Genomic DNA, 26225 nt, shown 5'->3' with positions numbered 1-26225 from the left:
GGACGCTGAACTGGGCGGATAGTGTGAGCGAGCTGGTGCCATACCCGTGAGGTCCGTCCTGGGTCACGCACCGACTCAAGAGACCCGTGCGCCTCGAGGGGAAGGCGCCGCGTGGCCCCGACGGAGGATTCGGACAACCGTGGACGCGCAAGGCCGTGGGCGGGCGGACAACATCGACCCCGCAGATCAGTGGGTACTCAACCCGAACACCGGCGAATACGAACTGCGACTGGCCCCTTCCGCACCGCAGTCGGCCGTGCCGAGACCCCGCCGGGGCAACCCCCCGCCGGGCGCCCAGGGGGGCACCCGTACCGCGCCCGGATCCCGGGGGCCGGTTCCGAGCACAGCGCCCCCGGACACCGTCCCGGGGCCCCGCCGGCGCCGAGGTGCACCCGAGGAGCCGCCGCCGGGCCGGCGCCGTGGGCGGACCAAGCCCAAGAAGGGCAGGGCGAAGAAGGTGCTGCTGTGGACCGGCGGCAGCATGGCCTTCGTGCTGGTCGCGGTCTCCGCGGCGGGTTACCTCTACATCAAGCACCTCAACGACAACATCACCTCTGTGTCGGACGACGGCGCGAGCACCGGCGGCTTCCAGAAGGACAAGGCGATCAACATCCTGTTGATCGGCACCGACAAGCGCACCGGCCAGGGCAACACGGGATACGGCGACGCCGGCAGCGTCGGGCACGCCGACACCAACATCCTTCTGCACGTCTCCAAGGACCGCTCGAACGCGACCGCTCTGAGCATCCCGCGTGACCTGATCGTCGACGTCCCCAACTGCCCGACGAAGCAGGCGGACGGCACCACGAAGGTCATCCCCGGCACGAAGGGCGTGCGCTTCAACACGAGCCTCGGCCAGGACGACCGCACACCGAGCTGCACCATGCGCACGGTCACCGAACTGACCGGCATCACCCCGGACGACTTCATGGTCGCCGACTTCAACGCGGTCAAGACGCTGACGTCGGCCGTCGGCGGTGTCGACGTGTGTCTGGGCAAGGACATACACGACAGGGACTCGCACCTCAATCTGAAGAAGGGCATGCGCCACATCGAGGGCGAGACGGCGCTGGCCTTCGTACGGACCCGGCACGCCGTGGGCTTCGGCGGCGACCTGAGCCGCATCCAGTTGCAGCAGCAGTTCCTCAGCGCGCTGATGCGCAAGCTGAAGTCCAACTCCACGCTCAGCGATCCGACGAAGATGCTGGACGTGGCGGAGGCCGCCACCAAGGCGCTGACGGTCGACTCGAAGATCGACAGCATCGGCAAGCTGAAGGACCTGGGTCTGGAGCTGGGCAAGCTCAATCCCAAGAACCTGACGTTCACGACGGTTCCGGTCCTCGACAACCCCGCCGACGGCGCGGTCAAGAAGACGGTCATCCTGAACCCCAGCAAGGCGCCCCAGGTCTTCGAGGCGGTCAAGGCGGACGTCTCCTTCACCGCGGTCAAGAAGAAGGAGAAGGCCGCCGTGGACGCCCGGCTCAAAGGCTCCCGCTCGGCCGCCGCCGACATCCGCGTCGACATCTACAACGGCGGCGCCCTGGGCGGCAGCGCGCAGAAGACGCTCGACTGGCTGCAGAACACCGAGGGCGTGACCAAGTCCAGCCAGCTCGGCAACGCGGGCGTCAACCTCGACAAGACGACCCTCGAGTACGCCCCCGACCAGGCCGACCAGGCCCGCAAGCTGGCGGATCTCATGGGCCTGCCCGCGTCGGCGCTCAAGCCGGGCAAGAGCGAGAAGAACGACCAGGGACTGCCCGCGATCGTGCTGACCCTCGGCAAGGACTTCAAGGGCGCCGGGGTACCGCTGACGGCCCCGACCAAGGCACCGGCCGTCGACACCAAGTCCACGGCCGACGAGGTTCAGTGCGCCAAGTGACCTGAGCGGCCCGCGGCGCGTCTAACACGGCGCAAGACCTGCCCCAAGGAGTACATCCTGCGGGGCGGGTCAAGCGTCCTACTGGACGCGGGAACATCTGCGGGGCGCGACGGGCGTCCCGCCCACGACGAAGGTCCCGGGAGCGGCGCGATCAGCCTGCTCCGGGACGGACCCGCTTGCCGGGCGCAGGGTGGGGAGGCAGGGACTTGGTGCAGAGCAAGGTGCGGGGAAAGGGGGCGCGACCACGTGTCCACGACGCCGGTGAACTGGGCTGGGACGAGAGCCTGTACGACGCGAAAGGCGACGGCGCCCAGGACGGCGAGGACACTCCGCCGACCGAACCGCGCGGCGGGGGCCCGGCCGACGGCTCGGGCGGGCACGACAAGACCGACGGGCAGCGCCCACGCCGCAGACGCCGCGCCCTGCGCTGGTCGGCGACGATCCTGGCGGTCCTCATACTCGGCACCGCCGGGGCGGGATACCTCTACTACCAGCACCTGAACGACAACCTGAAGAAGGACGACCTCAACATCGGGGACGCCAAGGACCGGGCGGCCGCACCGAAGCCGAACGCGGCGGGCCAGACCCCGCTGAACATCCTTCTTCTCGGGTCGGACGCCCGTGACACCAAGGAGAACCAGCAGCTCGGCGGCGCCAAGGACACCTTCGGGACGCCGCCCCGCGCGGACGTCCAGATCCTGCTGCACGTCTCCGCCGACCGCACCAACATGTCGGTGGTCAGCATGCCGCGCGACACCCTGCTGTCCATCCCCAAGTGCACCGACTCCAAAGGGCATGTCTACCCGGCGTCGCAGCAGTGGATCACGAACGACTCACTGGGCCGCGGCGGTCCCGGCTGCTCCGTCGCCACCTGGGAGAAGCTCACCGGCATCCATATCGACCACTTCATCATGGTCGACTTCTCGGGTGTGGTCTCGATGGCCGACGCGGTCGGCGGCGTCCCCGTCTGCGTCGACAAGAACATCTACTCGCACACCTCCTCCGGCCATGGCTCGGGCCTGAAGCTCAAGGCGGGCACCACCTACGTCAAGGGCACGCAGGCCCTCCAGTGGCTGCGCACCCGCTACGGGTTCGAGGACGGCAGCGACATCGCCCGCACCAAGGCCCAGCACCAGTACATGAGCGCGATGGTCCGCGAGCTGCGCGCCAACGCCACGCTGAACAACCCTGACAAACTGCGCAAACTCGCCGAGACCGCCACCCAGTCGCTCACCGTCGACAAGGGCCTCGGTACGGTCGCGAAACTCTACGACCTGAGCACCGAGTTGAAGAAGGTGCCCACCGACCGCATCACCATGACCACGATGCCGTACGACTACGTCGGGGAACGCGTGGTGCCCAAGCCGGGGGACGCGGACAAGCTGTTCCGTCTGGTGCGCGAGGACATCGCGCTCGACGGCAAGGGCACGAAGAAGAAGCCCACGCCCCAGGCGGCCACGGCCCCCACGGACAGCGACGACAAGATCGCGGTCCAGGTGCAGAACGGCACCGGCACCTCCACGCTCGCCCCGGCCCGCGGGCGGGCGAGCGCCGTGGCCCAGTTGCTCGTCGGCAAGGGCTTCGGCGAGGCCAGCGCGGACGCCTCGACGGTGCTCTCCGAGGACAAGACGGTGATCCGCTACCCGAGCGCGGATCTGAAGGGCGACGCCGAGCGAGTCGCCAAGGTCCTGGGCATCCCCGCGAGTTCGGTGGTGAAGTCCACGGACGTCTCCGGGGTCACCCTGGTCGTGGGCGCCGACTGGCGGTCGGACGCCGCGTACAAGGCGCCGAAGGAGGACGACAAGACCCCGACGACGGCGAACGTTCTCAACGGGGCGACGAAGCAGTGCATGACGGTGGATCCCCACTACACCTGGTGACCGCCGCCCCTGTCCGGTGACCGCGACGCGTAGGGCCCCTCTCCATTGCGGAGAGGGGCCCTACGCGGTTGCCGACGCGCTCAGCGGGAGGCGACGACCGCCGGCCGCCGGGACGCGATGACCTTCTTCGCCAGCGACTTCGGGCTGGTCAGAAAGCCCCAGCCCCAGGACATGTGCATGGTCGCGAGGGCGACGGGGATCCGCAGCCGCGCCGGCAGCGGCAGGCCCCTGCCCGCGGGGACGGAGCCCAGGACGATCGCCGCGAGATAGCCGCCCGGGATCACGAAGGCCCAGGGGGTCAGCGCGGCGCCCGCCACGACACCGGCCGCTATCGCGCACACCGCGGTCGGCGGGGCGAGGTAGCGCAGGTTGATGGAGCCCTCGTGGTACCGGGCGACCACGTGCCGCCAGCGGCCGTAGTCCTTGTACTGCTTGGCCAGCGCCCGCACGCTCGGCCGGGGCCGGTAGGACACCTTCAGCTCGGGCGAGAACCAGATGAGGCCGCCCGCCTCGCGGATGCGGAAGTTGAGCTCCCAGTCCTGGGCGCGGATGAACTCCTCGTTGTAGCCGCCCTGCTGCTCCAGCGCCTCGCGCCGGAAGACACCGAGGTAGACCGTCTCCGCCGGAGCGGCCTGGCCACCGGTGTGGAACGCGGCGTTGCCGACCCCGATCTTCGAGGTCATGGCCGCGGCGACCGCGTGCTCCCAGGCGTTCTCGCCCTCGGCGTGCATGATCCCGCCGACGTTCTGCGCCCCGGTCTCCTCCAGGAGGCGGACGGCGGTCGCGATGTAGTTCGGCGAGAGCATGCCGTGGCCGTCCACGCGCACCACGATCGGGTGGCGGGAGGCCTTGATCGCGGCGTTGAGCGCGGCGGGCGTCCGTCCGGTCGGGTTCGGGACCGTGTGCACCCGCGGGTCCTCGCGGACCAGCTCGGCCGCGATCTCGTCCGTGCGGTCCGCGGAGGGACCGAGGGCGATCACGACCTCCATCTCGCCGGCGTACTCCTGGGCGAGGATCGCTTGGACGGCTCCGCGCAGATGCCGTTCCTCGTTGAGCACGGGCATGATCACGGAAACGGCGGGGAGTCGCACGTCGGGATTGGCGTTCATAGGAGGCTCACGTTACCGCGAACGGGGGACACCGGTGCGCGCCGCCCGGGCGCTGCCCGGGGCCCCGGAACCTGTCGGCTTACGGTGCCCAGGGATGCCCCATCCAGCTCCGCGGAGGTCTCCCCCGTGCCCACCCCGACCCGCTCGCCCGCGCGCCCTCGGCCGGCCCGCAGCTCACCCGCCCGGCGGCCGCCCGTACGGCGGAGGAAGACCCGCTGGACCATGCGGGCGGTCACCGCGCTCTCCGTGGTGGTGCTCGCGTCGGCCGGCATCGGGCATGCGGTGATCACCGGCCTCGACGAGGGCATCGGCCGGATCGACCCCTTCAAGGACATGAAGGACCGTCCCGAGGCGGGCCACGGGATGAACGTCCTGCTGGTGGGCACCGACGGCCGCGACAGGATCACGGAGAAGGAGCGGCACAGATTCCGGCTCGGCGGCGCGCCCTGCCACTGCACCGACACGATCATGATCGTGCACCTCTCGGCGGACGGGAACCGGGCGACCGTGGTCAGCCTGCCGCGTGACTCCTACGCGGAGGTGCCGACGCGCACCGCGCACCCCGGGCGGCGGCGGGAGACCCACCCGATCCGGCTGAACGCGGCCTACGCGGAGGGCGGCCCGAACCTGACCGTGCGCACCGTCGAGCACATGACCCATCTGAAGATCGACCACTATCTGGAGGTCGACTTCATCAGCTTCATGAAGACCGTGGACGTGCTCGGCGGGGTCCGGGTGTGCACCCCGCAACGGCTGAAGGACCCCTACACCGGGCTGGACCTGTCCCCCGGCACCCATGTTCTGAGCGGCGGCCAGGCCCTGCAGTACGTGCGCTCACGCCATGTCGACGGCGCCTCCGACCTGGGCCGGATGCAGCGGCAGCAGAAGTTCCTTGCGGCGCTGATCGACCGGGCGACCTCCTCCGGCCTGCTGCTGAACCCGCTGAGGCTCCGGGAGGTGGCCCGGGCGGCACTCGGCTCGGTGCGGGCGGACCCGGGCTTCGGCACCGGCCAGCTGCTCGACCTGGGCCGGGTGATGCGGAACTTCTCACCCCGCTCGTCGGAGTTCACGACCGTGCCGATCGGGCAGATGACCTACGAGGTCAAGGGCCTCGGCTCGACCGTGAAGTGGGACGACGCGAAGGCGCGGGCGCTGTTCACGTCACTGCGCGACGACAGGCCGCTCGCCCCGTCCAGGCCGCCGCGCAAGAAGGGCCCCGCCGCGGTCGAGGTGGAGGTGGACCCCCGGCAGATCCAGGTCCAGGTGGAGAACGGGACGGCCACCGAGGGGCTCGGCAAGCGGGTGGACGACGGCCTCGCGGCCACCGGGTTCCGCACCACGCACCGGCCGGCGAGCGCGGCGGGCAAGGCCGCACAGCGCACGGCCGTCGTCTACGACCCGCGCTGGGACCGCTCGGCGAAGGCCCTCGCGGCGGCCCTGCCGGGCAGCGAGCTGCGCCCCACACCCGGGCAGGGGCCGACGCTGAAAGTGATCGCGGGGGCCGACTTCAAGGAGGTGCAGCCGGTGCGGACGCCCCCTCCCCCGCCCGCGCCCGGGGCGGCACCGGCGGTGGTGACCGGGGACGAGGTGGTGTGCCCGTAGGAGCCCGGCCGGCCGGACGCGGGGAGCCGTGGTCACTAAGTCACACCGCGCAGCCGTCGACCCCCGGGCCGTCACTCCTCGTAGCCCTGTGCCGTCCTCTTCTCCCGCAGTTCCTTGATCGCGCGGCGGCGCGCCAGCCGGTGGGTGCGGCGGATCTGCGCCTCCTGGTGGCGGCGCCGGTCCCGGTCCGTCTCCGGGACCACCGGCGGCACCGGCCGCGGCTTGCCGTCGGAGTCGACGCCGGCGAAGACCAGATATGCGGAGCCCACGTGGGTGGCCGGCGTGGACTCGTTCCAGCGCTCGGCCAGCACCCGCACCCCGACCTCCATGGAGGTGCGGCCGGTCCAGTTGACCTGGGCCTTCACATGAACCAGATCACCGACCCTGACCGGCTCCAGGAAGACCATCTCGTCCATCGACGCGGTGACGGCCGGGCCACCGGAGTGCCGGCCGGCCACGGCGCCCGCCGCGTCGTCGACGAGTTTCATGATCACGCCGCCGTGCACCGTGCCCAGGAGATTGGTGTCGTTGTGGGTCATGATGTGGCTGAGGGTGGTGCGGGACGCGGAAGTGGGCTTCCCGGGTATGTCACCCGCTTTTTCGCCCGGAACTTCTGATTCCGGGGTGGTGGCCAGGTCTGTCATGCGGTCCACCATATGCCGGGCGGCCGCTGCGGAGACTTTGTGTCAGCTTCGCAACAGCCCTGACCCCGTTCTCCTCGGCCCCTTGTCGGGCCCATACCGGGACCCTGCACACTGGGGCGCATGAACGATTGGCCCGAGGCATGGTCCGACGACAACCGCGGCAACCGCTACGGACGCGGCAGCGGCAGCGCGCAGCCTGAGAGCGCCCGCGTGATGCGCCAGGTCCGGCGCCAGCCGGGTGGCCCGGGCGGTCCTCAGGCCGCACCGCCGTACGGCGGGATTCCGCAGCAGCCGACGTACGACCAGGGCTACGGCGGCTACGACAGCGACTACAACACCGGCCAGGTCTACGGCACCCCGGGCGGCGGCCCCCAGGGGCCGGGCGGCTACGGCCCGGGACCCGGGCGCCCGGCGCCGAACTGGGGCCGTCGGATCAAGTGGACCGCGATCACCCTGGTCACCCTGCTGGTGGTGACGTCGGTGGCCACGTACTTCTGGGCCGACTCCAAGCTCCACCGGGACGTCGACCTCTCCAAGGTCATCGACCGTCCGGCCGCCGGCAAGGGCACGAACTACCTGATCGTCGGCTCCGACAGCCGCGCGGGCATGTCGGACGACGAGAAGAAGAAGCTCCACACGGGGTCCGCCGAGGGCAAGCGGACGGACTCGATGATGATCCTGCACGTCGGCGACAACGGCGACACCCTGGTGTCGCTGCCCCGTGACTCGGATGTGGAGATACCCACATACAAGGGCTCGACGTCCGGCAAGGTCTACCAGGGCAAGGGCCGCCACACGAAGCTGAACGCGGCCTACGCGGAGGACGGCCCCGAGCTGCTGGTCCGCACCGTCGAGTACAACACCGGCCTGCACATCGACCACTACGTGGAGATCGGCTTCGCGGGCTTCGCGAACATCGTGGACGCGGTCGGCGGTGTCGAGATGACCATCGACAAGGGCTTCAAGGACAAGTACTCGGGCGCCGACTTCAAGGCGGGCAAGCAGACGCTGAACGGCGAGCAGGCCCTCGCCTTCGTCCGTACCCGGCACGCCTTCGCCACCAGCGACCTGCAGCGCACGAAGAACCAGCAGAAGTTCCTCTCCGCGCTGGCGCACCAGGTCGCCACCCCGTCCACGATCCTCAACCCCTTCGCCCTCTACCCGACGATGAGCGCGGGCCTGGACTCCCTGACGGTCGACAAGGACATGAGTCTGTGGGACCTGGGGTCCATGTTCTGGGCGATGAAGGGCGTCAGCGGCGGCGACGGCACATCGATGAACATGCCGGTCTCCGGCTCCACCGGCGGCAATCTGGTGTGGGACAAGTCCAAGGTCAAGACGCTGGTGGACGAACTGAAGAACGACGAGAAGGTGACGGTCACGGGCAACTGAGCCGTCCGTCCACCGGGCAGGGGCCCCGCCGAGAGGTTCGGCGGGGCCCTTCACGTTCCGGCGGGGCCGCCGGCCGCCGTGCCGGGGGTCAGGAGGCGCAGAGGCAGAACGGGTGCCCGGCGGGGTCCGCGTACACCCGGAAGGTGCGCGCGCGGTCCTCCACGTCCAGCGGCCGGGCGCCCAGCGCGAGCACACCCCGCTCCGCGGCGTCCAGGTCGTCGACCACCAGGTCCAGATGGAACTGCTGCGAGTCGTCGGGGGACGGCCACTTCGGCGGTACGTGGCCGGGCGCCTCCTGGAACGCCAGCGACTGGCCACCGGGCACCTTCAGGTCCACCCACTCGCCGTTGTCCTCCACCGTGCCGCCCAGCACCTCGGCGTAGAAACCGGCGAGGGCGCGCGGGTCGGGGCAGTCCAGGACGACGACGTCCAGCTTGGCGAGCGCCATGACTTCCTCCTCGGAGTCCTGATCGTCAGTGTTACCTGTAGAGCCGGTCAACCGGTAACGGCGCCGGTTACCCCATACTGGCGGACAGGAGGTAACGTCGCAAGCGAAATGAGAGAGGTGGCGTCGCAGGCATGAGGGCACAGAGGTCGCGGAGATGACGGACAGAGCCCCCGCTCCCGGCGGCCTCGCCCTGGTGGAGGCCCTGGTCAACACCCTGGACCTGGAGTCGGGCGAGGACCGCCTGGACACGCCGGAAGGGCGCGCCGAGCTCGGCGTCACGGAAGCCGGACTGGCGGACGTACGCGCACTGCGGGAGTCGTTGCGCGCCGTCTGCCTGGCCCACGCGGGACATCCCCCGCACCGCGAGGTGACGCCCCTGGGCGCGCTGCTGGCGCGGGCACCGCTACTGGTGGCCGTCAACGAGCGGGACGGCTCGGCAGCCCTCGCCCCCGCCGACACGGGCGATCTGCCGTCCCGGGTGGCGGCCGCCGTCGCGGAGGCGCTCACGGCGGGCACCTGGCTGCGCCTCAAGGCCTGTGAACTGCCCGACTGCCACTGGGCGTACTACGACCGCAGCCCGGCCGGCAAGGGCCGCTGGTGCTCGATGTCGGTGTGCGGGGCGCGCGCGAAAATGCGACGATACCGGGCGAAATAGACGCACGGTTCACAGGGTTGGGCACTCGCCGCTCACACGCCCGGACCGTGGTGCAGAATGCACAGGACGCCGGTCCGGCCGACTGAGCCTCGGCCGGACCGGTGTCACCCTCTTCTCGTACCTTCTCGGCCCCTCTTACGCGGTCGGGCGGCCCATCGCGCGGTACGTCCATCCGGCCCGGCGCCACAGCTCGGGGTCGAGCGCGTTACGGCCGTCGAGGATCACCCGGGAGGTCGCGACCGCGCCGAGCTCGGCCGGATCCAGCTCGCGGAACTCCCGCCACTCCGTCAGGTGCAGCACGACATCGGCGCCCCCGACCGCCGCCAGGGCCGAGTCCGCGTACCCGAGCGTGGGGAAGATCCGCCGCGCGTTCTCCATGCCCTTGGGGTCGTAGACCGTGACCTGGCCGCCCTGGAGGTGTATCTGCCCGGCGACGTTCAGCGCCGGCGAGTCGCGGACGTCGTCGGAGTCCGGCTTGAAGGTGGCGCCGAGCACCGCGACCCGCTTGCCGAGGAAGGAGCCGCCGCCCACCGCCTCGCGCGCCATCTCGACCATCTGGCCGCGGCGGCGCATGTTGATGGAGTCGATCTCGCGCAGGAAGGTCAGCGCCTGGTCGGCGCCCAGCTCGCCCGCGCGCGCCATGAACGCCCGGATGTCCTTCGGCAGACAGCCGCCGCCGAAGCCGATGCCGGCCCGCAGGAACTTCTTGCCGATCCGGTCGTCGTGCCCGATGGCCTCCGCGAGCTTGGCCACATCGCCGCCCGCGGCCTCGCACACCTCCGCCATCGCGTTGATGAAGGAGATCTTGGTGGCGAGGAAGGAGTTCGCGGAGGTCTTCACCAGCTCCGCGGTCGGGAAGTCGGTCACCACGAAGGGCGAGCCCCCGGCGACCGGGGTCGCGTACACCTCGCGCAGCAGCTTCTCCGCCCGCTCGCTGCGCACGCCGACCACGATCCGGTCGGGGTGCAGCGTGTCCTGGACGGCGAAGCCCTCCCGCAGGAACTCCGGGTTCCAGGCCAGCTCGGCGTCCCGGCCCGCGGGCGCGTGCTCGGCGAGACAGGCGGCCAGCCGGTCCGCGGAGCCGACCGGCACGGTCGACTTGCCGACGACGAGGGCGGGGCTCGTCAGATGCGGCGCGAGGGAGGCGACCGCGGCGTCCACGTAGGACATGTCGCAGGCGTACTCGCCGTGCTTCTGCGGGGTGTTCACACAGATGAAGTGGATGTCGCCGAACGCGGCCACCTCGGCCCAGTCCATGGTGAACCGCAGCCGCCCGGTGGCGCCCTCGATGCCCGCGACATGCTTGCGGAGCAGTTCCTCCAGCCCCGGCTCGTACATGGGGACCTCGCCCCGCTGGAGCATCTCGATCTTCTCGGGAACGACATCGAGACCCAGCACCTCGAACCCCAGCTCGGCCATGGCCGCGGCGTGTGTGGCGCCGAGATAGCCGGTACCGATCACGGTGATCTTCAGGCTCATGCGGTGCTCCAGGAAAAGCGGCGGTGAATCGGTGCCCGAGCATAGCCGGGCACCTCGGCGGGCAGGTTTCCCGCTGTCGCCAAGCTCACGTATCCCTCGCGTGGGCGTACCCCTAAAATTTGGGTTACTTAACGGTAATTAGCGTCAGCACAGCCTCTTTGGAGCGTGAGAGACCTTGGCCGGATCGGCTGACTTCGACCTGTACCGCCCGTCCGAGGAGCACGACATGCTCCGCGACGCCATCCGCTCGCTGGCCGAGGCCAAGATAGCGCCGCACGCCGCCGCGGTGGACGAGGAGGCCCGCTTCCCGCAGGAGGCGCTGGAGGCCCTCGTCGCCAATGACCTGCACGCGGTGCACGTGCCCGAGGAGTACGGCGGCGCGGGCGCGGACGCGCTCGCCACGGTCATCGTGATCGAGGAGGTGGCCCGCGCGTGCGTGTCCTCCTCCCTCATCCCGGCCGTGAACAAGCTCGGTTCGCTGCCCGTGATCCTCTCCGGCTCCGAGGAGCTGAAGAAGAAGTACCTGGGCCCGCTGGCCAAGGGCGACGCGATGTTCTCGTACTGCCTGTCCGAGCCGGAGGCGGGCTCCGACGCGGCCGGTATGAAGACGCGGGCCGTGCGCGACGGCGACCACTGGGTGCTCAACGGCGTGAAGCGCTGGATCACCAACGCGGGCGTCTCCGAGTACTACACGGTCATGGCGGTGACCGACCCCGAGAAGCGCTCCAAGGGCATCTCCGCGTTCGTCGTCGAGAAGTCGGACGAGGGTGTCTCCTTCGGTGCCCCGGAGAAGAAGCTCGGCATCAAGGGCTCCCCCACCCGCGAGGTCTACTTCGACAACGTCCGCATCCCGGCGGACCGGATGATCGGCGAGGAGGGCACGGGCTTCGCCACGGCGATGCGCACGCTCGACCACACCCGCATCACCATCGCCGCTCAGGCCCTCGGTGTCGCTCAGGGCGCCCTCGACTACGCCAAGGGCTATGTCAAGGAGCGCAAGCAGTTCGGCAAGCCGATCGCCGACTTCCAGGGCATCCAGTTCATGCTCGCCGACATGGCCATGAAGGTCGCCGCCGCCCGCGCCCTGACCTACCAGGCCGCGGCCGCCTCGGAGCGCGGCGACGGCGACCTCACCTTCCAGGGCGCCGCCGCCAAGTGCTTCGCCTCGGACGTGGCGATGGAGGTCACCACGGACGCCGTCCAGCTTCTCGGCGGTTACGGCTACACCCGTGACTACCCGGTCGAGCGCATGATGCGCGACGCCAAGATCACGCAGATCTACGAGGGCACGAACCAGGTCCAGCGGATCGTGATGGCGCGCAACCTGCCGTAGCGCGCGCCCCGTCGCGGCAATGCGCGGTGGGTTCCGGGGCACCCTGCGGGGTGCCCCTTTTCCTCGTACGGCAGGGTGGGGACATGAGTGATCCGGCGACGGCGGAGCTGCCGTCCTTTCCGTACCACCCGGACCCCCTGGCCACCGGTGCGGTGGTCGCCGGGGACACGGAGTGTCTGTGCTGCGGGCTGCGGCGCGGATATGTGTACGTGGGGCCCGTGTACGCGGTGGCGGACATCCGCGCCGAGCTGTGCCCCTGGTGCATCGCCGACGGCAGCGCGGCGGAGCGGTTCGGGGCGCAGTTCACGGAGGTGACGGGCGAGGCGCCGAAGTCGGTGGTGCGTACCGTGGAACGGCGTACGCCGGGGTTCGCCGGCTGGCAGCAGGAGCGCTGGCTGACGCACTGCGGGGACGCGGCGGCGTATCTGGGCCGCGCGGGCGCCCAGGAGCTGGCGGACCATCCGGAGGCCGCGCAGAGCCTGCGCGAGACGCTGGGCGAGTCGTTCTTCGCGTCGCTGGACGCCGACGGCCAGCCCACCGCGTATCTGTTCCGCTGCCGCAGCTGCGCTCAGCACCTGGCCTACGCGGATTTCACCTGACGGACGAACAGGGGCGCCGGCAGTCGCGGCGCCCCCTCGTCTCAGCCGTCCAGTTCCTCCAGCGTCGCGTTCGACGGACCCCGGCGCTCCTTCAGGTCGCGGGCCACGTCCTCGGCCGCGCCCAGCACCCGTACGGAGTTCTGCCAGGTCAGCTTGGCCAGGTCGGAGGTCGACCAGCCGCGGTCCAGCAGTTCCGCGATCAGGTTCGGGTAGCCGGAGACATCGTTCAGGCCGTCCGGCGTGAACGCGGTGCCGTCGTAGTCGCCGCCGATGCCGAGATGGTCGACGCCCGCCACCTCGCGCATGTGGTCCAGGTGATCGGCGACCGTCGCGGCCGTGGCGATCGGGCGCGGGTTGCGCTCCTCGAAGGCGTGGTGCACCTTCATCGCCTCGGCGGTGGTGTCGAGGTGGTGGAAGCCGTGCGCCCGCATGTTCTCGTCCGCCGCGGCCGTCCAGTCGACGGCCGCCTGGAGGACGAACTTCGGCACGAACGTCACCATCGCCACACCGCCGTTGGCGGGGAGGCGTTCCAGGACGTCGTCGGGGATGTTGCGCGGGTGGTCGCACACCGCCCGGGCGGAGGAGTGCGAGAAGATCACCGGGGCGTCCGTCGCGTCCAGCGCGTCCCGCATGGTCGTCGCGGCGACGTGCGAGAGGTCGACGAGCATGCCGAGGCGGTTCATCTCGCGCACGACCTCGCGGCCGAACCGGGTGAGACCGCCGGCCACCGGCGCGTCGGTCGCCGAGTCCGCCCACGCGACGTTGTCGTTGTGCGTGAGCGTCATATAGCGCACGCCCAGCTCGTACAGCCCGCGCAGGGTGCCGAGGGAGTTCGCGATGGAGTGGCCGCCCTCCGCACCCATCAGGGAGGCGATACGGCCCTCCGCGCGCGCCGCCTCCATGTCGGCGGCGGTCGAGGCCGCACGCAGGTCCGCCGGGTGACGGTCTATCAACTGACGTACGCAGTCGATCTGTTCGAGGGTCGCGGGGACCGCGTCGGGAAGGTCGGCGCGCACGTACACCGACCAGTACTGCGCACCGACGCCGCCCTCGCGCAACCGCGGGATGTCGGTGTGCAGATGGGCGTTCTGGTGGGTGGCGATGTCACGGGCGTCGAGGTCGTAGCGGACCTGTTCGCGCAGCGCCCAGGGCAGGTCGTTGTGCCCGTCGACGACCGGGAACCCGCGCAGGAGTTCGCGCGCCGCTTCGAGTGAGCTGCTCATGGCGGTCACTTCCCCGTGCCGAAGCCGAAACCGGCGGCCGCGCCGTCGACCTTGGCGCGCAGCCGCTTGCCCTTCTCGGTGGCCTGGTCGTTCAGGTCGTGCTGGAAGTCCCGCATCCTGCCGAGGAGTTCCTCGTCGTGCGCGGCGAGGATGCGGGCCGCGAGCAGACCGGCGTTGCGGGCACCGCCCACCGAGACCGTGGCGACGGGCACGCCGGCCGGCATCTGCACGATCGACAGCAGCGAGTCCATGCCGTCCAGGTACTTCAGCGGGACGGGGACGCCGATGACCGGCAGCGGGGTGACGGAGGCCAGCATGCCGGGGAGATGGGCGGCACCGCCGGCACCGGCGATGATCACCTTCAGACCGCGGTCCGCGGCGTGCTCACCATAGGTGATCATCTCGCGCGGCATGCGGTGCGCGGAGACGACGTCGACCTCGTAGGCGATCTCGAACTCGTCGAGGGCCTTGGCGGCGCCCTCCATGACGGGCCAGTCGGAGTCCGACCCCATGACAATGCCTACGACCGGGCTCATTCCGTGATCGTCCCTCTCAGATAGCCGGCAGCGTGACGGGCGCGCTCCAGCACGTCGTCGAGGTCGTCGCCGTAGGTGTTGACGTGGCCCACCTTACGGCCCGGCTTCACGTCCTTGCCGTACATGTGGATCTTCAGCTGAGGGTCGCGGGCCATGCAGTGCAGGTACGCGGAGTACATGTCGGGGTAGTCGCCGCCGAGGACGTTGACCATGACGGTCCACCTGGCACGGGGGCGGGGGTCGCCGAGCGGGAGGTCGAGGACCGCCCGTACATGGTTGGCGAACTGCGAGGTGATCGCGCCGTCCTGGCTCCAGTGGCCGGAGTTGTGCGGGCGCATCGCCAGCTCGTTGACCAGGATGCGGCCGTCGCGGGTCTGGAACAGCTCGACGGCGAGGTGCCCGACGACCCCGAGCTCCTTGGCGATCCTCAGGGCCAGCTCCTCGGCCTTGAGCGCCAGTTCCTCGGCGAGACCGGGGGCGGGGGCGATCACGGTGTCGCAGACCCCGTTGACCTGCTGCGACTCCACCACGGGGTAGGCCACGGCCTGACCGTGCGGCGAGCGTACGACATTGGCGGCCAGCTCCCGGACGAAGTCGACCTTCTCCTCGGCGAGGACGGGCACACCGGCGCGGAACGGCGCGGCGGCCTCCTCGGCCGACCGTACGACCCACACGCCCTTGCCGTCGTAACCGCCGCGGACGGTCTTCAGGACGACCGGGAAGCCGTCGCCCTCCGCGGCGAACGCGGCCACGTCCGCCGGGTCGCTCACGATCCGGTGGCGTGGGCACGGCACTCCGATCGCGTCGAGCTTCGCCCGCATCACGCCCTTGTCCTGCGCGTGCTCGAGCGCGTCCGGGCCGGGGCGCACGGGGATGCCGTCCGCCTCCAGGGCCCGCAGATGCTCGGTGGGCACATGTTCGTGATCGAAGGTGATCACGTCGCAGCCCCGCGCGAAGGCACGCAGCGTGTCCAGATCGCGGTAGTCGCCGACGACCACGTCATGGACGACCTGCGCCGCGGAGTCCTGGGGGGTGTCACTGAGGAGCTTGAACCTGATGCCGAGCGGGATGCCCGCCTCGTGTGTCATACGAGCGAGCTGGCCACCGCCGACCATGCCGACTACCGGGAAAGTCACGCCCCTAGGGTATCGGCCGCGCCAAAGAGGCCGGATTCCGTCCCTCGCCGGGCTTTCTTTCCGTCCTCATGTACTCGTCCACGGGCGTCGTCCACGGCCGCTGGTTAGCATGGCGGGGTTGACGGTACCGCTCGGCGCGCCGTGCCGACCGGCCGATACGACGGAGCGATGCATCCGATCGGCCCATCCGACGGATGCGTCAGGCCGCTGTCAACGACCGATACGACCGACCCGACGGGGGCTGGCAACACCATGGGCAGTGGTTCCACGGGCCTGCAGGACAAACCCCGAGGCGCGGTGCGCCGGCAGGTCGAGCAGATGATGCGCGAGATCGCCAAGTTCGGGGCGGTCGGCGGCGCGGGCCTGCTCGTCAACCTGCTGGTGTTCAACCTGGTGCGCAACGTCACCGGTCTGCAGGTGGTCCGGGCGAGTGTCATCGCCACGGTCGTCGCGATCGTCTTCAACTACATCGGGTTCCGCTACTTCACCTACCGGGACCGGGACAAGAACGGCCGTACCCGCGAGGTGGGGCTGTTCCTGCTGTTCAGCGCCGCGGGCCTGTTGATCGAGAACGGCGTGCTGTACGCGGCGACGTACGGGTTCGGCTGGGACACCCCGCTGCAGAGCAACATTTTCAAGTTCCTCGGCATCGGCCTCGGCACCCTGTTCCGCTTCTGGTCGTACCGCTCGTGGGTCTTCCGGACGATGCCGGCCGGGGAGGCCGTGGCGGGCGCCGAGTCGATACTCGAGCAGGCGGAGAAGGACCAGCGCATCAACCGCTGACCTCGGACCTCCCGGCTCACCTGACCGTCGGCTCCGGTTCGTCGTCCGGCGGGGGCATCCTGAGCGGGGTGCGGGACAGGAACAGGCCGAAGACCGGAGGCTTGGTCTGGAGCATCTCCAGCCGGCCGCCGTCGGCCTCCGCGAGGTCCCGGGCCACCGCGAGGCCGATGCCCGTGGAGTTGCGGCCGCTGATCGTGCGCTCGAAGATGCGGGACCCCAGCTCCGGCGGGACGCCCGGCCCCTCGTCGGTGACCTCCACGACCGCCTGGTTGCCGGTGACACGGGTGCGCAGCGCCACCGTGCCGCCGCCGTGCATGAGGGAGTTCTCGATCAGGGCCGCCAGCACCTGCGCGACCGCGCCCGGTGTGCCCACGGCCCGCAGATGCCGCTTGCCCGAGCTGACGATCGCCCGTCCCGCGCTGCGGTAGGCGGGGCGCCACTCGGCGAGCTGCTGCTGGATGACCTCGTCCAGGTCGAAGGAGACCGCGGAGCCGGTGCGCGGGTCGCGGGCGTTCGTGAGCAGCCGTTCCACCACGTCCGTGAGCCGCTCCACCTGCGTCAGCGCGATGGTCGCCTCCTCCTTGACGGTGTCGGGGTCATCCGTGAGGGTGATCTCCTCCAGCCGCATCGACAGGGCGGTGAGCGGCGTGCGCAGCTGGTGGGAGGCGTCGGCGGCGAGCCGCCGCTCGGCCGTCAGCATGCGCCCGATCCGCTCGGCGGAGGCGTCGAGGACATCGGCGACCCGGTCCAGCTCGGGGACGCCGTACCGCTTGTGGCGCGGGCGGGGATCGCCGGAGCCGAGGCGCTCCGCGGTCTCCGCGAGGTCGGTGAGCGGCGAGGCGAGGCGGTTGGCCTGGCGCACGGCGAGCAGGACCGCGGCGATGATCGCGAGCAGCGCCACCAGCGCGATGATCAGCAGTGTGCGGCCGACCTCGCGGGTCACGGCGGAGCGGGGCTCCTCGACCCGTACGCTCTCGCCCCGCTCGCCCTCGGCCGTGGCGTGGATGACGTCACCGGCCGGTTTGGCGCCGATCTGGATGGGAGCCTGGCCGGGGATGTCGATGAGCGCGTAGCGATCCCCGGTGACCTGGGCCTCGAAGACCTCGCGGTTGACCTTCTCGTGGCCGAGGAGCCGGCTGTCCACGATGCTCGCGAGCCGCAGCGCCTCGGAGTCGACGCGTTCCTGAGCGCTGTTGCTGATCGTCCGGGTCTCGACGATCACGAGGGAGACCCCGAAGACGGCGATCACGACGAGGACGACGGCGAGGGTGGACTGGATGAGACGACGACGCACGGGGCCCTCCGGGCGATGGCTTTACGACGACCAGTGTGCCCCGGACACGCCGGCACCCCGCGAGGGGCGGCGGCCTTCGACGGGCAGCGAGCCGTGCCGTCGTACGGCTCGGCCGTCGTGGGCGCGGCCGTGGCGGGGTGACGCGCGTAGCCACGCGCGCCGCGTCCCGCCGTTCCGGCCGTGCCCGGCGGCAGCTCCCAGTGCCCCTGTCAGGGCACTAGTTCTTCTCGAAGCGGAAGCCCACTCCCCGCACCGTGGCGATGTACCGCGGGTTCGCCGCGTCGTCGCCCAGCTTCTTACGCAGCCAGGAGATGTGCATGTCGAGGGTCTTGGTGGACGACCACCACGTGGTGTCCCAGACCTCCCGCATCAGCTGATCGCGCGTGACGACCCGGCCCGCGTCCCGGACCAGGACCCGCAGCAGGTCGAACTCCTTCGCCGTGAGCTGCAGCTCCTCTTCGCCCATCCACGCGCGGTGGGACTCGACGTCGATGCGCACCCCGTGCGTGGCGGGCGGCTGCGCGGGCTCGGTGGCTCCGCGCCGCAGCAGGGCCCGCACGCGGGCCAGCAGTTCGGCGAGCCGGAAGGGCTTGGTGACATAGTCGTCGGCGCCCGCGTCGAGACCGACGACGGTGTCCACCTCGTCGGCCCGTGCGGTCAGGATGAGGATGGGGACGGTGTGGCCCTCGGCGCGCAGCCGGCGGGCCACCTCCAGGCCGTCCATGCCGGGCAGTCCGAGGTCCAGCACGACCAGGTCGACGCCGCCCTGCATTCCGGCGTCGAGCGCGGTGGGTCCGTCCTCGCGCACTTCGACCTCGTATCCCTCCCGGCGGAGGGCACGGGCCAGCGGCTCCGAGATGGACGCGTCGTCCTCGGCGAGCAGTACACGGGTCATGGGGTGATGGTAGTCCGCCCGCGACCTGAGCAAAGGTGTGATCGCGGGTGTGACCGGCGCACGGGCGTTCTTACCTTCGGCTGGCATCATCCGGCGTCCCCCACCTCGGTTACGCAGCGCATTCGTGCCTGCGGCTTCGAGGTGTCATCCTGGCAGAGACCTTCGAATGAACCTCCCGGGTTCCGATATCGCCTGTGATCCCGGTCTCAAGTCCTTCCATATCCGGCACTGTCATGTCGTAAGGTGACCGAAACGCCTCTAGCACCATCAGGGACCTTTGGCGGGCACTCGACGCTGAAGGTCTTTTTTGTCGTGCGGGCTGGTTCTCACCAGTCTTGGAAGGAATGACCTAGGGCCGGGCCCCGGGCGCATGCACGCGCTCAGGGTGTGGATCCCGGTGACCGTCGTCCGCTGCTCCGTGATCCGGAGTGGACACCCCGTGGGCGTGGGGTGGGCGACCGGTCCTGCCGGTGCCGGCCGCCCATACCGGGTGCGCATGCCCCTTGAACTCTCGGCTCCGCCCGAGTGTGAGGGACCCCCACGGCAGCGCGCCCCGACCAGCAAGGAACGACCATGGCGTCCAGCCTGACGAAGGACTCGGTCCACCCGGGCACACCCGGGTCCGAGAAGACCTTCTTCGGCCACCCCCGCGGACTGGCCACCCTCTTCATGACCGAGATGTGGGAGCGCTTCAGCTTCTACGGGATGAGGGCTCTGCTCGTCGTCTATCTGCTCTCCGGCGGCCCTGACGCCAAGAAGGGCAGCATGGGCGGTGGCCTCGGCATGGACCTGGCCACCACGACTGCGATCTACTCCGTCTACCTGTCGATGGTGTACCTGCTCGCCATGCCCGGTGGCTGGCTCGGCGACCGCGTCTGGGGGCCGCGCAAGACGGTGACCATCGCCGCGATCACGATCATGTCCGGCCATGTGGTGCTGGCGCTGCCCGGCGGCCAGGCATCCTTCTTCGCCGGTCTGGCCCTGGTCGCGCTCGGCTCCGGTCTGCTGAAGGCCAACATCTCCACCATGGTCGGTCACCTCTACAAGGGTCCGGACGACCCGCGCCGTGACGGTGGCTTCACGATCTTCTACATGGGCATCAACATGGGTGCCTTCTTCGCGCCGCTGATCATCGGCACCGTCGGTCAGCAGGTGAGCTGGCACCTGGGCTTCGGTCTGGCCGCCGTGGGTATGGCGATCGGCCTCGTGGCCTTCCTCGTCGGCACCCGAACCCTGAGCCCGCAGAGCAGTGTCGTCCCCAAGCCGCTGGACGCCGCGGAGCGCGCCTCCTGGCTGCGCAAGGGTCTGCTCTGGCTGGCCATCGCGGCCGTCTTCTACGGCATCGTCGGCGGCACCGGCCACTTCACCCTGAACTGGGCGATGATCCCGCTCACCGTCATCGGTCTGATCATCCCGGCCGGTGTGCTGCTGCGCATCAAGCGGGACAAGGAGCTGTCGGACGTCGAGCAGTCGAAGATGACCGGCTACATCTGGTTCTTCATCGCGGCCGCCGTCTTCTGGATGATCTACGACCAGGGCGGCTCCACGGTCCAGGCCTTCGGTGAGACCAAGGCCTCCGGCTCGCTGCTGGGCTTCGACTTCCCGTCCTCCTGGTACCAGTCGCTGAACCCGGTGTTCATCATGGCCCTGGCCCCGGTCTTCGCCTGGTTCTGGGTCTGGCTGAACCGGAAGAGCAAGGAGCCGAGCACCGTCACGAAGTTCGCGGTCGGCCTGTTCTTCATCGGTGTCTCGTTCTTCTTCTTCCTGCTGCCGCTGGGCATGGCCACCAACGGCACCCTGGTCAGCCCGATGTGGCTGGTGGGCATCTACCTGATCCAGACCGTCGGCGAGCTGTGCATCTCCCCGGTCGGCCTGTCGGTGACGACGAAGATGGCGCCGGCCAAGTACGCCAGCCAGATGATGGGCGTCTGGTTCCTCGCGGTCACCGCGGGCGACTCAGTGACCAGTCTGCTGTCCAACCCGGCCGTGGCCGGTGTGGACCTCAGCGGCAAGGGAGCCGTGGCCGTGGAGGCCGTCCTGGCCGCCCTCGCGGGCGTCGCGGTCTACCTGTACCGCCGGAAGGTCAAGTCCCTGATGGGTGACGTCCACTGACGTTCCCCGGACACACGGAACGGGCCGCCGCACCCTGGGTGCGGCGGCCCGTTCCGTGTGTGACGACCGGTCTGATCGTCAGGCCACGATCAGGACGGTCGGTCAGGCCTTCGTCTCGACCTTCCACGACCGGGTGAAGCTGCTGAAGCCGCACATCACCGTCGACTTCTCGCCCGGCTTCTTCCACGGACCGAACACCGTCCACGGGATCTCGTGCGGGTTGCCCCGGCCCCGGATGACATCGCAGACGAGCACGACGCGGTGCCGGGAGACCTTCTTGCCCGATCCCGACCTCGTGCACTTCGACGTTGCCTTGGGGCGGCCGAGGTCCAGATGGACCTCGGCCGAGCACTTGTACTTCGCGCCTGCCGCCTCCGCCGGTGCCGCCGCGGCCAGGCCCGCCCCCGTGGTCATGAGGACAGCCGCGAACGCCCCCGTCGCGGCCCTCTTCCCCCAGATCATCTGTTCCTCTCCCTGCCGGGCAACGGACTTGGGCGGATCCGCCCACCTGTGCGGTTGCTCGGCATGCGATGACTTCGCGCACGTGCCGGCGCGACGAGGAGGGACGCTATGGCGTGTTTGATCATGAAAGCAAACCAGAAGCCGCATTCTGAGCAAGATTTGAGGGGCCGGGGCCTGCTCCCCCTTGAATGCGAAGGGACCGACGCTGTCCAGCCCGGCTACGGGGCGTCCGCCTCCGTCGCGCTCCCCCGGTCCGTGTCCGGGGTGAACCAGGGCAGTGCCGCGGCGGTGCGGGTTGCGAGGCCGGGCCGGGAGAGGCGCGGCCCCGGCGGGCGCCGGATGAGCCCCGGCAGGCGTGGACCGGGCCGGCGGGCCCGCCGTCCCTCCGGTCCGCGCGGCCGGACCCGGTCCACGACGGCCACGCCCAGCCGGAAGACGGCGGTCGGCACGACCGCACAGGCCAGGATCCAGAAGACGGTGACGCCCCAGGGGCGGCCCACGCCCCACGGCTGCTCGGCGAGGACTCTTCCGCCGTACTCCAGGGAGACCGTGTAGTCACCGTGGGCGCCCGCCGGCAGCTCCACCGGCAGCGCGATGCGCGCCCGACCGCCGGGCGCGAGGGTGCCCTGCCACTGCTGCTCGTCCCACTGCGGGGCGAACACCCCGTGGGAGGTGCCGACCCGGAAGACCGGGTCCTTCACCGGCGACGGGCCGACGTTGCCGACGGTGAAAACGAGCGTGCGGGACGCCGGCGCACCGAACCGGGTCAGCAGGCCGTCGGTGCCGTCGAGCCGCGTGTCCGTCAGCACCGAGAGGCGTCCGGAGACGGACTCGGGGGGCAGTGGCTCCACCGCGTGCCCGGCGACCTCGAGGGCCGCGTCGGCGTCCGCCGCGGCCCCGGTGACCGTGGCGACGTGCACCACGCAGGGACAGGGCACGGGCGGTTCGGCGACCGGGAGCCTCCGGCGGAACGTCCCCCGTGCGTCGGTGGTGACGGCCCGTCCGTCGGCGTTGGCGCAGGAGCCGGTGCCTCCGGTCACCCCGCGGGAGGGCACCGACTGTCCGCAGATCAGGATCGTGAGCAGGGCCTCGGGCCGCCAGCCGCTGCCGGTCACGGTGATCGAACCGCCCGCTCCGCCCTGGGAGGCGGACAGGCCGACGGCCGGTCCGGCGGCGGCCAGGGCGGGCGCCGCCAGGGCCGCCGGAGCGAGCGCGAGCAGCGCCGTCAGCGCCGAGACTCTCCGCTTCACCTCACCGCTCCCGTCAACTCGACCTTGCTGCACGACAGTTCCACCGGCTCCGGTTCCGGCGGACGGCGGCGCCCTCGACGTCGTACGACCGTGCCCCTGGGCCGATGCGATCAGTGGCGGGCCGTCTGACGGCGGGTCAGCCACAGCGCCCCGGCCGCGCCGGCCAGCAGGACCGTGCCGCCGAGGGTGCCGAGGGCGATGACGGAGTCGTCGGGGCCCGTCCGCGGGAGCTGCCCGCCCGGGTCCGTGCCGCTCGGGGCGGAGCCGGAGGACCCGCCGCCCGCCGCGGTGACGTCCAGGCGCAGGGACGCGCCCGGACTGTTGGTCGGCGAGCAGGTGGTGGTCGTGCCGAGCGCCTTGATGGTCAGCACGCCCGCGGTGAAGGTGACCTTGCCGGCCTTCTTCGGTGTGTAGGCGCCGCTGAGGTCGTTGACCTTGATGGGGGTGTTCGCGGGGATCGCCGCCTGGTTGGCGGGGCCGGTCACCGTCATGGTGCCGCTGTCGGCACCGCCCAGCACGATGGTGGCGCTCGGGTTCATCGCGCCCTTGCCCAGTTCGACCGGGCTGGAGGAGACGCCCTTCTGCCAGGACATGGTGATCTTGTAGCCGTTCCCGCTTCTGACGCCCTTGATGTCGATGGGCGACACGGCGGTCTTGACGCCGATCGGCGTCTGACAGCGGTAGTTGACGTCGACGACATCGGCCCGGGCCGCCGGCGCGGCCAGCAGCACCGCCGAGCCGGCCAGGGCCGCGGCGGACGCGAGGGCGGCGGTTCGCTTGGGGTACGACACGATCCCCTCATTCCTGACGGCACATCAGATGGGCCGTCAAGGTACGCCCGGCACCTTGTGGAGGGAAGACACAGTGCGCGCCGGATCTGTGGTGATCCGGCGCGTATCGAGTGAGGTGCCTGTGCTGTCCGAGTGAGGTGCTCGTGCCGTACGGAGAGGGCTCGCACCGGCGGTGCGCACCTGAGGCGGGGTCAGGCGGGGGCGCCCAGCTCCGCCCACACGGTCTTGCCCGCCAGGCCGGGCGTGCGCACGACCCCCCAGTCCAGACAGAGCCGCTGCACGATGAACATCCCGTGGCCGCCGGGGCGCCCGGCGCGGTGCGGGGTGCGCGGGGCGGGCTGTCCCGGTCCGTGGTCGGCGACCTCGACGCGCAGCACCTTGTTGTCGCAGGCGATCCGCAGCTCCTGCGGGCCCTCGGCGTGCAGACACGCGTTGGTGACGAGTTCGGAGACGACGAGCAGCACATCCTCGGCGGCGGCCCGCCGGTCGGCGGTGGCGGCGGGCAGCCAGCCCCATGCGTACAGCGCCTGGCGGGTGAAGTCGCGGGCGAGCGGTACGACGCCGCTCTGGCCCTCGAAACTCAGCCTGCGGGCCTGCGGGGCGCGGTCCGGCGCCCCCTCGCCGGGCACGCCGGACGCGGCGTCCTCGGCGGGCGGCTCCTGCGCGGGCATACCGGAAGCGCCGCCGGGCTCAGGTCCGCGGTCGCCCGGCGAGCAGGGCCGGGTGGTGCTCATCAGCGCTTCACCTCACCGATTCACCAGTTCACGATTGAAGTCTCAGTACAGGGATGTACGGCGTTGCCGCCGGTTGTCACTCAAGCTGCGCGCGGGGACTCTCCCTGCGACCCCGCACCGGGCCGCCGGCATGCTCAGCATGTCTCCTGCCCGACCGGACCGCCGGAACACCCACGGATTCGGCCGGGACCTGTGACACCTGTAACGCACCGGTCACACAGGGGCGTCCCAGGGCGCGGGCGCGCACCCCGCGCTACTCGGACAGGGCCGCGTCCAACGTGTCATGAACAGTGAAGACGGCATCCGCCCCAGTGATCTCGAACACGCGGGCCACCACGGGCTGCATCCCGGCCAGATGGATCCCACCGCCCGCGGCCTCGGCCTTCAGCCGGGCGGCGAGCAGTACGTTCAGCCCGGTGGAGTCGCAGAACTCCAGTCGTGAGCAGTCCACGACCAAGCGCGCGAAACCCTTCCCGAGGCAGTTCTCGAGCGGTTCGCGCAACAAGTCGGCGGTGTGGTGATCCAGCTCACCCGCCGGAGTCACGACGGCACTCGTGCCTTCTTGTCGCACCTCGACCAGAAGCCGGCCCGACTGTGCGCTGCCGACCGTCCCGCGGTCCATGCCGTGTCTCTCCCGACGTCGTCGCTGTTGATGGACGCCCTCGAACACTACGCCTTCCTTGCGCTTCCCGACACCCGAACAACCCCACTAAAACGGACATTTCCTAATGAAACGCACTTGCGGACGGCCGATGAAAGCGGGTAGGGCTAGTAGAGACACCCGTACGACACGGCCGGCTTCGGAGGCGCCGCACACCGCAGTGCACGTACAGGCATCGGCGGCCATACGCCGAGAACGATGGAGGACATTCATGTCACCCCGGCTCGACGCGTCGCAGACCCAGAGGGCGACGTCGGCACCCTCTCCGGTACGACCGGACGATTACCCCACGACCGCCACGGCACACCACGACCGCATCCCCACACAGCGCGGTCCGGTCGATCTCCCGGAGATCCCCCCGTACGACGAGGTGGGGGCCGTGGACGCGCGGGCCCTGTCCAAGACGCTCTTCGAGCGGCTGGAGTCGCTCGAGGAAGGCACGCACGAGTACTCCTACGTCCGCAACACCCTCGTCGAGCTCAACCTGGCCCTGGTCAAGTTCGCCGCCTCCCGCTTCCGCTCCCGCAGCGAGCCGATGGAGGACATCATCCAGGTCGGCACGATCGGTCTGATCAAGGCCATCGACCGTTTCGAGCTCAGCCGCGGGGTGGAGTTCCCCACCTTCGCGATGCCGACGATCATCGGCGAGATCAAGCGCTTCTTCCGTGACACCTCGTGGTCCGTGCGCGTCCCACGACGGCTCCAGGAACTCCGCCTGGATCTGGCGAAGGCGGGCGACGAACTCGCCCAGCAGCTCGACCGCGCGCCCACCGCGACGGAACTGGCGGAGCGCCTCGGCCTGTCGAGGGACGAGGTCGTCGAGGGCATGGCCGCCTCCAACGCCTACACGGCGAGTTCCCTGGACGCACAGCCGGAGGAGGACGAGTCCGAGGGCGCGCTCGCGGACCGTATCGGATACGAGGACCACGAACTCGAAGGCATCGAGTACGTCGAGTCGTTGAAGCCGCTGATCGCCGAACTGCCGCCCCGGGACCGGCAGATCCTGTCGCTGCGCTTCGTGGCCAACATGACGCAGTCGGAGATCGGCGAGGAGCTGGGCATCTCGCAGATGCATGTCTCGCGCCTGCTGTCCCGGACGCTGGTACGGCTGCGCAAGGGACTCACGGTCGAGGAGTGAACGAGGCCGCTCTGCGGCAACCCCGCCCATGAGGAGGGGGGTTGCCGCAGGGCGGCCCCGGCAGCACACCTTGAGTTACCCCGGGACACCCCTTTCCACAGGAGTGCTCTTCCACCACTATGTCACCCACCAAACTGGCTGGTTCGTCAGCAACACGGCGGATGGCCGCCAGGGCGCGAGGAGGCAGGTG

At 70.3% G+C, this 26225-nt stretch carries 24 protein-coding genes; 10 read left to right on the top strand and 14 right to left on the bottom strand.

Annotated features, from left to right (window positions below; genetic code table 11):
* Positions 1–139: 139 nt before the first annotated feature.
* Both ACFY2Z_RS26135 and ACFY2Z_RS26130 read left to right on the top strand, forming a co-directional pair.
* On the top strand, positions 140–1879 hold the full coding sequence (locus ACFY2Z_RS26135) for an LCP family protein (protein ID WP_390746528.1): 1740 nt from the start codon (positions 140–142) through the stop codon (positions 1877–1879).
* 206 nt (positions 1880–2085) lie between these two features.
* Positions 2086–3759, top strand: a complete 1674-nt coding sequence (locus tag ACFY2Z_RS26130; RefSeq protein ID WP_390746527.1) for an LCP family protein — start codon at positions 2086–2088, stop codon at positions 3757–3759.
* 80 nt (positions 3760–3839) lie between these two features.
* Here the strand turns inward: ACFY2Z_RS26130 and ACFY2Z_RS26125 are convergent, their stop codons facing one another.
* Positions 3840–4868, bottom strand: a complete 1029-nt coding sequence (locus tag ACFY2Z_RS26125; RefSeq protein ID WP_390746526.1) for a glycosyltransferase family 2 protein — start codon at positions 4866–4868, stop codon at positions 3840–3842.
* Positions 4869–5090: 222 nt separating this feature from the next.
* On the opposite strand from ACFY2Z_RS26125, the gene ACFY2Z_RS26120 reads away from it, so the two are divergent.
* The gene (locus ACFY2Z_RS26120) at positions 5091–6470 is read left to right on the top strand and encodes an LCP family protein (protein ID WP_390746553.1); all 1380 of its coding nucleotides are present in this window, start codon (positions 5091–5093) and stop codon (positions 6468–6470) included.
* Positions 6471–6541: 71 nt separating this feature from the next.
* Here the strand turns inward: ACFY2Z_RS26120 and ACFY2Z_RS26115 are convergent, their stop codons facing one another.
* Complete coding sequence (locus ACFY2Z_RS26115) at positions 6542–7114, bottom strand: acyl-CoA thioesterase (RefSeq protein WP_390746525.1); 573 nt, start codon at positions 7112–7114, stop codon at positions 6542–6544.
* Between the two features lie 120 nt (positions 7115–7234).
* On the opposite strand from ACFY2Z_RS26115, the gene ACFY2Z_RS26110 reads away from it, so the two are divergent.
* Positions 7235–8506 (top strand): LCP family protein, encoded by a 1272-nt coding sequence (locus ACFY2Z_RS26110; protein ID WP_390746524.1) that lies wholly within the window; start codon positions 7235–7237, stop codon positions 8504–8506.
* An 88-nt stretch (positions 8507–8594) separates the two neighbouring features.
* Here the strand turns inward: ACFY2Z_RS26110 and ACFY2Z_RS26105 are convergent, their stop codons facing one another.
* Complete coding sequence (locus tag ACFY2Z_RS26105) at positions 8595–8954, bottom strand: VOC family protein (RefSeq protein ID WP_390746523.1); 360 nt, start codon at positions 8952–8954, stop codon at positions 8595–8597.
* A gap of 154 nt (positions 8955–9108) precedes the next feature.
* Between ACFY2Z_RS26105 and ACFY2Z_RS26100 the strand changes: the two genes are divergently transcribed.
* Entirely contained in the window at positions 9109–9609 is a 501-nt protein-coding gene (locus ACFY2Z_RS26100; protein ID WP_390746522.1) for a CGNR zinc finger domain-containing protein, read from the top strand.
* A 135-nt stretch (positions 9610–9744) separates the two neighbouring features.
* Here the strand turns inward: ACFY2Z_RS26100 and ACFY2Z_RS26095 are convergent, their stop codons facing one another.
* The gene (locus ACFY2Z_RS26095; protein WP_390746521.1) at positions 9745–11088 is read right to left on the bottom strand and encodes a UDP-glucose dehydrogenase family protein; all 1344 of its coding nucleotides are present in this window, start codon (positions 11086–11088) and stop codon (positions 9745–9747) included.
* 175 nt (positions 11089–11263) lie between these two features.
* On the opposite strand from ACFY2Z_RS26095, the gene ACFY2Z_RS26090 reads away from it, so the two are divergent.
* Positions 11264–12421: an acyl-CoA dehydrogenase gene (locus ACFY2Z_RS26090; RefSeq protein ID WP_390746520.1), complete on the top strand. Its 1158-nt coding sequence runs from the start codon at positions 11264–11266 to the stop codon at positions 12419–12421.
* 83 nt (positions 12422–12504) lie between these two features.
* A complete protein-coding gene (locus ACFY2Z_RS26085) occupies positions 12505–13020 on the top strand; it encodes a CbrC family protein (protein ID WP_390746519.1) in 516 nt (171 codons plus the stop codon).
* 41 nt (positions 13021–13061) lie between these two features.
* Here ACFY2Z_RS26085 and ACFY2Z_RS26080 read toward each other — a convergent pair whose 3' ends face one another.
* From ACFY2Z_RS26080 to ACFY2Z_RS26070, 3 genes are read right to left on the bottom strand one after another with little or no spacing between them, the layout of a single operon-like run.
* Positions 13062–14243, bottom strand: coding sequence for a dipeptidase (locus ACFY2Z_RS26080; protein ID WP_390746518.1), 1182 nt, complete (start codon positions 14241–14243; stop codon positions 13062–13064).
* A 5-nt stretch (positions 14244–14248) separates the two neighbouring features.
* The gene (purE, locus tag ACFY2Z_RS26075; protein WP_390746517.1) at positions 14249–14779 is read right to left on the bottom strand and encodes a 5-(carboxyamino)imidazole ribonucleotide mutase; all 531 of its coding nucleotides are present in this window, start codon (positions 14777–14779) and stop codon (positions 14249–14251) included.
* Complete coding sequence (locus tag ACFY2Z_RS26070) at positions 14776–15915, bottom strand: 5-(carboxyamino)imidazole ribonucleotide synthase (RefSeq protein WP_390746516.1); 1140 nt, start codon at positions 15913–15915, stop codon at positions 14776–14778. Before ACFY2Z_RS26070 ends, purE begins: the two co-directional genes overlap by 4 nt.
* Before the next feature lie 252 nt (positions 15916–16167).
* Here ACFY2Z_RS26070 and ACFY2Z_RS26065 point away from each other — a divergent pair, with 252 nt between their 5' ends.
* Entirely contained in the window at positions 16168–16698 is a 531-nt protein-coding gene (locus ACFY2Z_RS26065; RefSeq protein ID WP_390746515.1) for a GtrA family protein, read from the top strand.
* 16 nt (positions 16699–16714) lie between these two features.
* Here the strand turns inward: ACFY2Z_RS26065 and ACFY2Z_RS26060 are convergent, their stop codons facing one another.
* Together ACFY2Z_RS26060 and ACFY2Z_RS26055 are read right to left on the bottom strand one after the other, a co-directional pair.
* A complete protein-coding gene (locus ACFY2Z_RS26060; RefSeq protein WP_390746514.1) occupies positions 16715–17992 on the bottom strand; it encodes an ATP-binding protein in 1278 nt (425 codons plus the stop codon).
* Between the two features lie 217 nt (positions 17993–18209).
* The gene (locus tag ACFY2Z_RS26055) at positions 18210–18887 is read right to left on the bottom strand and encodes a response regulator transcription factor (RefSeq protein ID WP_390746513.1); all 678 of its coding nucleotides are present in this window, start codon (positions 18885–18887) and stop codon (positions 18210–18212) included.
* 573 nt (positions 18888–19460) lie between these two features.
* Between ACFY2Z_RS26055 and ACFY2Z_RS26050 the strand changes: the two genes are divergently transcribed.
* On the top strand, positions 19461–20999 hold the full coding sequence (locus ACFY2Z_RS26050; protein WP_390746512.1) for a peptide MFS transporter: 1539 nt from the start codon (positions 19461–19463) through the stop codon (positions 20997–20999).
* A 102-nt stretch (positions 21000–21101) separates the two neighbouring features.
* Here ACFY2Z_RS26050 and ACFY2Z_RS26045 read toward each other — a convergent pair whose 3' ends face one another.
* The 5 genes from ACFY2Z_RS26045 to ACFY2Z_RS26025 all read right to left on the bottom strand — a co-directional run bounded on the left by ACFY2Z_RS26045 (position 21102) and on the right by ACFY2Z_RS26025 (position 24858).
* Positions 21102–21461, bottom strand: a complete 360-nt coding sequence (locus ACFY2Z_RS26045; RefSeq protein WP_390746511.1) for a hypothetical protein — start codon at positions 21459–21461, stop codon at positions 21102–21104.
* A gap of 218 nt (positions 21462–21679) precedes the next feature.
* Entirely contained in the window at positions 21680–22711 is a 1032-nt protein-coding gene (locus ACFY2Z_RS26040; protein WP_390746510.1) for a hypothetical protein, read from the bottom strand.
* A 110-nt stretch (positions 22712–22821) separates the two neighbouring features.
* Positions 22822–23502 carry an LPXTG cell wall anchor domain-containing protein gene (locus ACFY2Z_RS26035; RefSeq protein WP_390746509.1) on the bottom strand — a complete coding sequence of 227 codons (681 nt, stop codon included), beginning with the start codon at positions 23500–23502 and terminating at the stop codon, positions 22822–22824.
* A gap of 191 nt (positions 23503–23693) precedes the next feature.
* Positions 23694–24236 (bottom strand): ATP-binding protein, encoded by a 543-nt coding sequence (locus ACFY2Z_RS26030; RefSeq protein WP_390746508.1) that lies wholly within the window; start codon positions 24234–24236, stop codon positions 23694–23696.
* 253 nt (positions 24237–24489) lie between these two features.
* Positions 24490–24858: an STAS domain-containing protein gene (locus ACFY2Z_RS26025; RefSeq protein WP_311700371.1), complete on the bottom strand. Its 369-nt coding sequence runs from the start codon at positions 24856–24858 to the stop codon at positions 24490–24492.
* Positions 24859–25108: 250 nt separating this feature from the next.
* Between ACFY2Z_RS26025 and ACFY2Z_RS26020 the strand changes: the two genes are divergently transcribed.
* Positions 25109–26035: an RNA polymerase sigma factor SigF gene (locus tag ACFY2Z_RS26020; protein ID WP_390746507.1), complete on the top strand. Its 927-nt coding sequence runs from the start codon at positions 25109–25111 to the stop codon at positions 26033–26035.
* Positions 26036–26225 lie beyond the last annotated feature (190 nt).

It is taken from the genome of Streptomyces sp. NPDC001222, assembly GCF_042896945.1.
Taxonomy (GTDB): domain Bacteria; phylum Actinomycetota; class Actinomycetes; order Streptomycetales; family Streptomycetaceae; genus Streptomyces; species Streptomyces gibsoniae.
Note: the sequence above shows the minus strand (reverse complement) of the source record. Positions and strands in the feature narration are given on the sequence as shown.

Excerpts from the sequence above, each read along its gene's own strand:
- ACFY2Z_RS26125 (WP_390746526.1), bottom strand. The coding sequence starts at position 4,868 with ATGAACGCCAATCCCGACGTGCGACTCCCCGCCGTTTCCGTGATCATG.
- ACFY2Z_RS26120 (WP_390746553.1), top strand. The coding sequence starts at position 5,091 with ATGCGGGCGGTCACCGCGCTCTCCGTGGTGGTGCTCGCGTCGGCCGGC.
- ACFY2Z_RS26115 (WP_390746525.1), bottom strand. The coding sequence starts at position 7,114 with ATGACAGACCTGGCCACCACCCCGGAATCAGAAGTTCCGGGCGAAAAA.
- ACFY2Z_RS26110 (WP_390746524.1), top strand. The coding sequence starts at position 7,235 with ATGAACGATTGGCCCGAGGCATGGTCCGACGACAACCGCGGCAACCGC.
- ACFY2Z_RS26105 (WP_390746523.1), bottom strand. The coding sequence starts at position 8,954 with ATGGCGCTCGCCAAGCTGGACGTCGTCGTCCTGGACTGCCCCGACCCG.
- ACFY2Z_RS26100 (WP_390746522.1), top strand. The coding sequence starts at position 9,109 with ATGACGGACAGAGCCCCCGCTCCCGGCGGCCTCGCCCTGGTGGAGGCC.
- ACFY2Z_RS26095 (WP_390746521.1), bottom strand. The coding sequence starts at position 11,088 with ATGAGCCTGAAGATCACCGTGATCGGTACCGGCTATCTCGGCGCCACA.
- ACFY2Z_RS26085 (WP_390746519.1), top strand. The coding sequence starts at position 12,505 with ATGAGTGATCCGGCGACGGCGGAGCTGCCGTCCTTTCCGTACCACCCG.
- ACFY2Z_RS26080 (WP_390746518.1), bottom strand. The coding sequence starts at position 14,243 with ATGAGCAGCTCACTCGAAGCGGCGCGCGAACTCCTGCGCGGGTTCCCG.
- purE (WP_390746517.1), bottom strand. The coding sequence starts at position 14,779 with ATGAGCCCGGTCGTAGGCATTGTCATGGGGTCGGACTCCGACTGGCCC.
- ACFY2Z_RS26065 (WP_390746515.1), top strand. The coding sequence starts at position 16,168 with ATGGGCAGTGGTTCCACGGGCCTGCAGGACAAACCCCGAGGCGCGGTG.
- ACFY2Z_RS26055 (WP_390746513.1), bottom strand. The coding sequence starts at position 18,887 with ATGACCCGTGTACTGCTCGCCGAGGACGACGCGTCCATCTCGGAGCCG.
- ACFY2Z_RS26050 (WP_390746512.1), top strand. The coding sequence starts at position 19,461 with ATGGCGTCCAGCCTGACGAAGGACTCGGTCCACCCGGGCACACCCGGG.
- ACFY2Z_RS26045 (WP_390746511.1), bottom strand. The coding sequence starts at position 21,461 with ATGATCTGGGGGAAGAGGGCCGCGACGGGGGCGTTCGCGGCTGTCCTC.
- ACFY2Z_RS26030 (WP_390746508.1), bottom strand. The coding sequence starts at position 24,236 with ATGAGCACCACCCGGCCCTGCTCGCCGGGCGACCGCGGACCTGAGCCC.
- ACFY2Z_RS26025 (WP_311700371.1), bottom strand. The coding sequence starts at position 24,858 with ATGGACCGCGGGACGGTCGGCAGCGCACAGTCGGGCCGGCTTCTGGTC.
- ACFY2Z_RS26020 (WP_390746507.1), top strand. The coding sequence starts at position 25,109 with ATGTCACCCCGGCTCGACGCGTCGCAGACCCAGAGGGCGACGTCGGCA.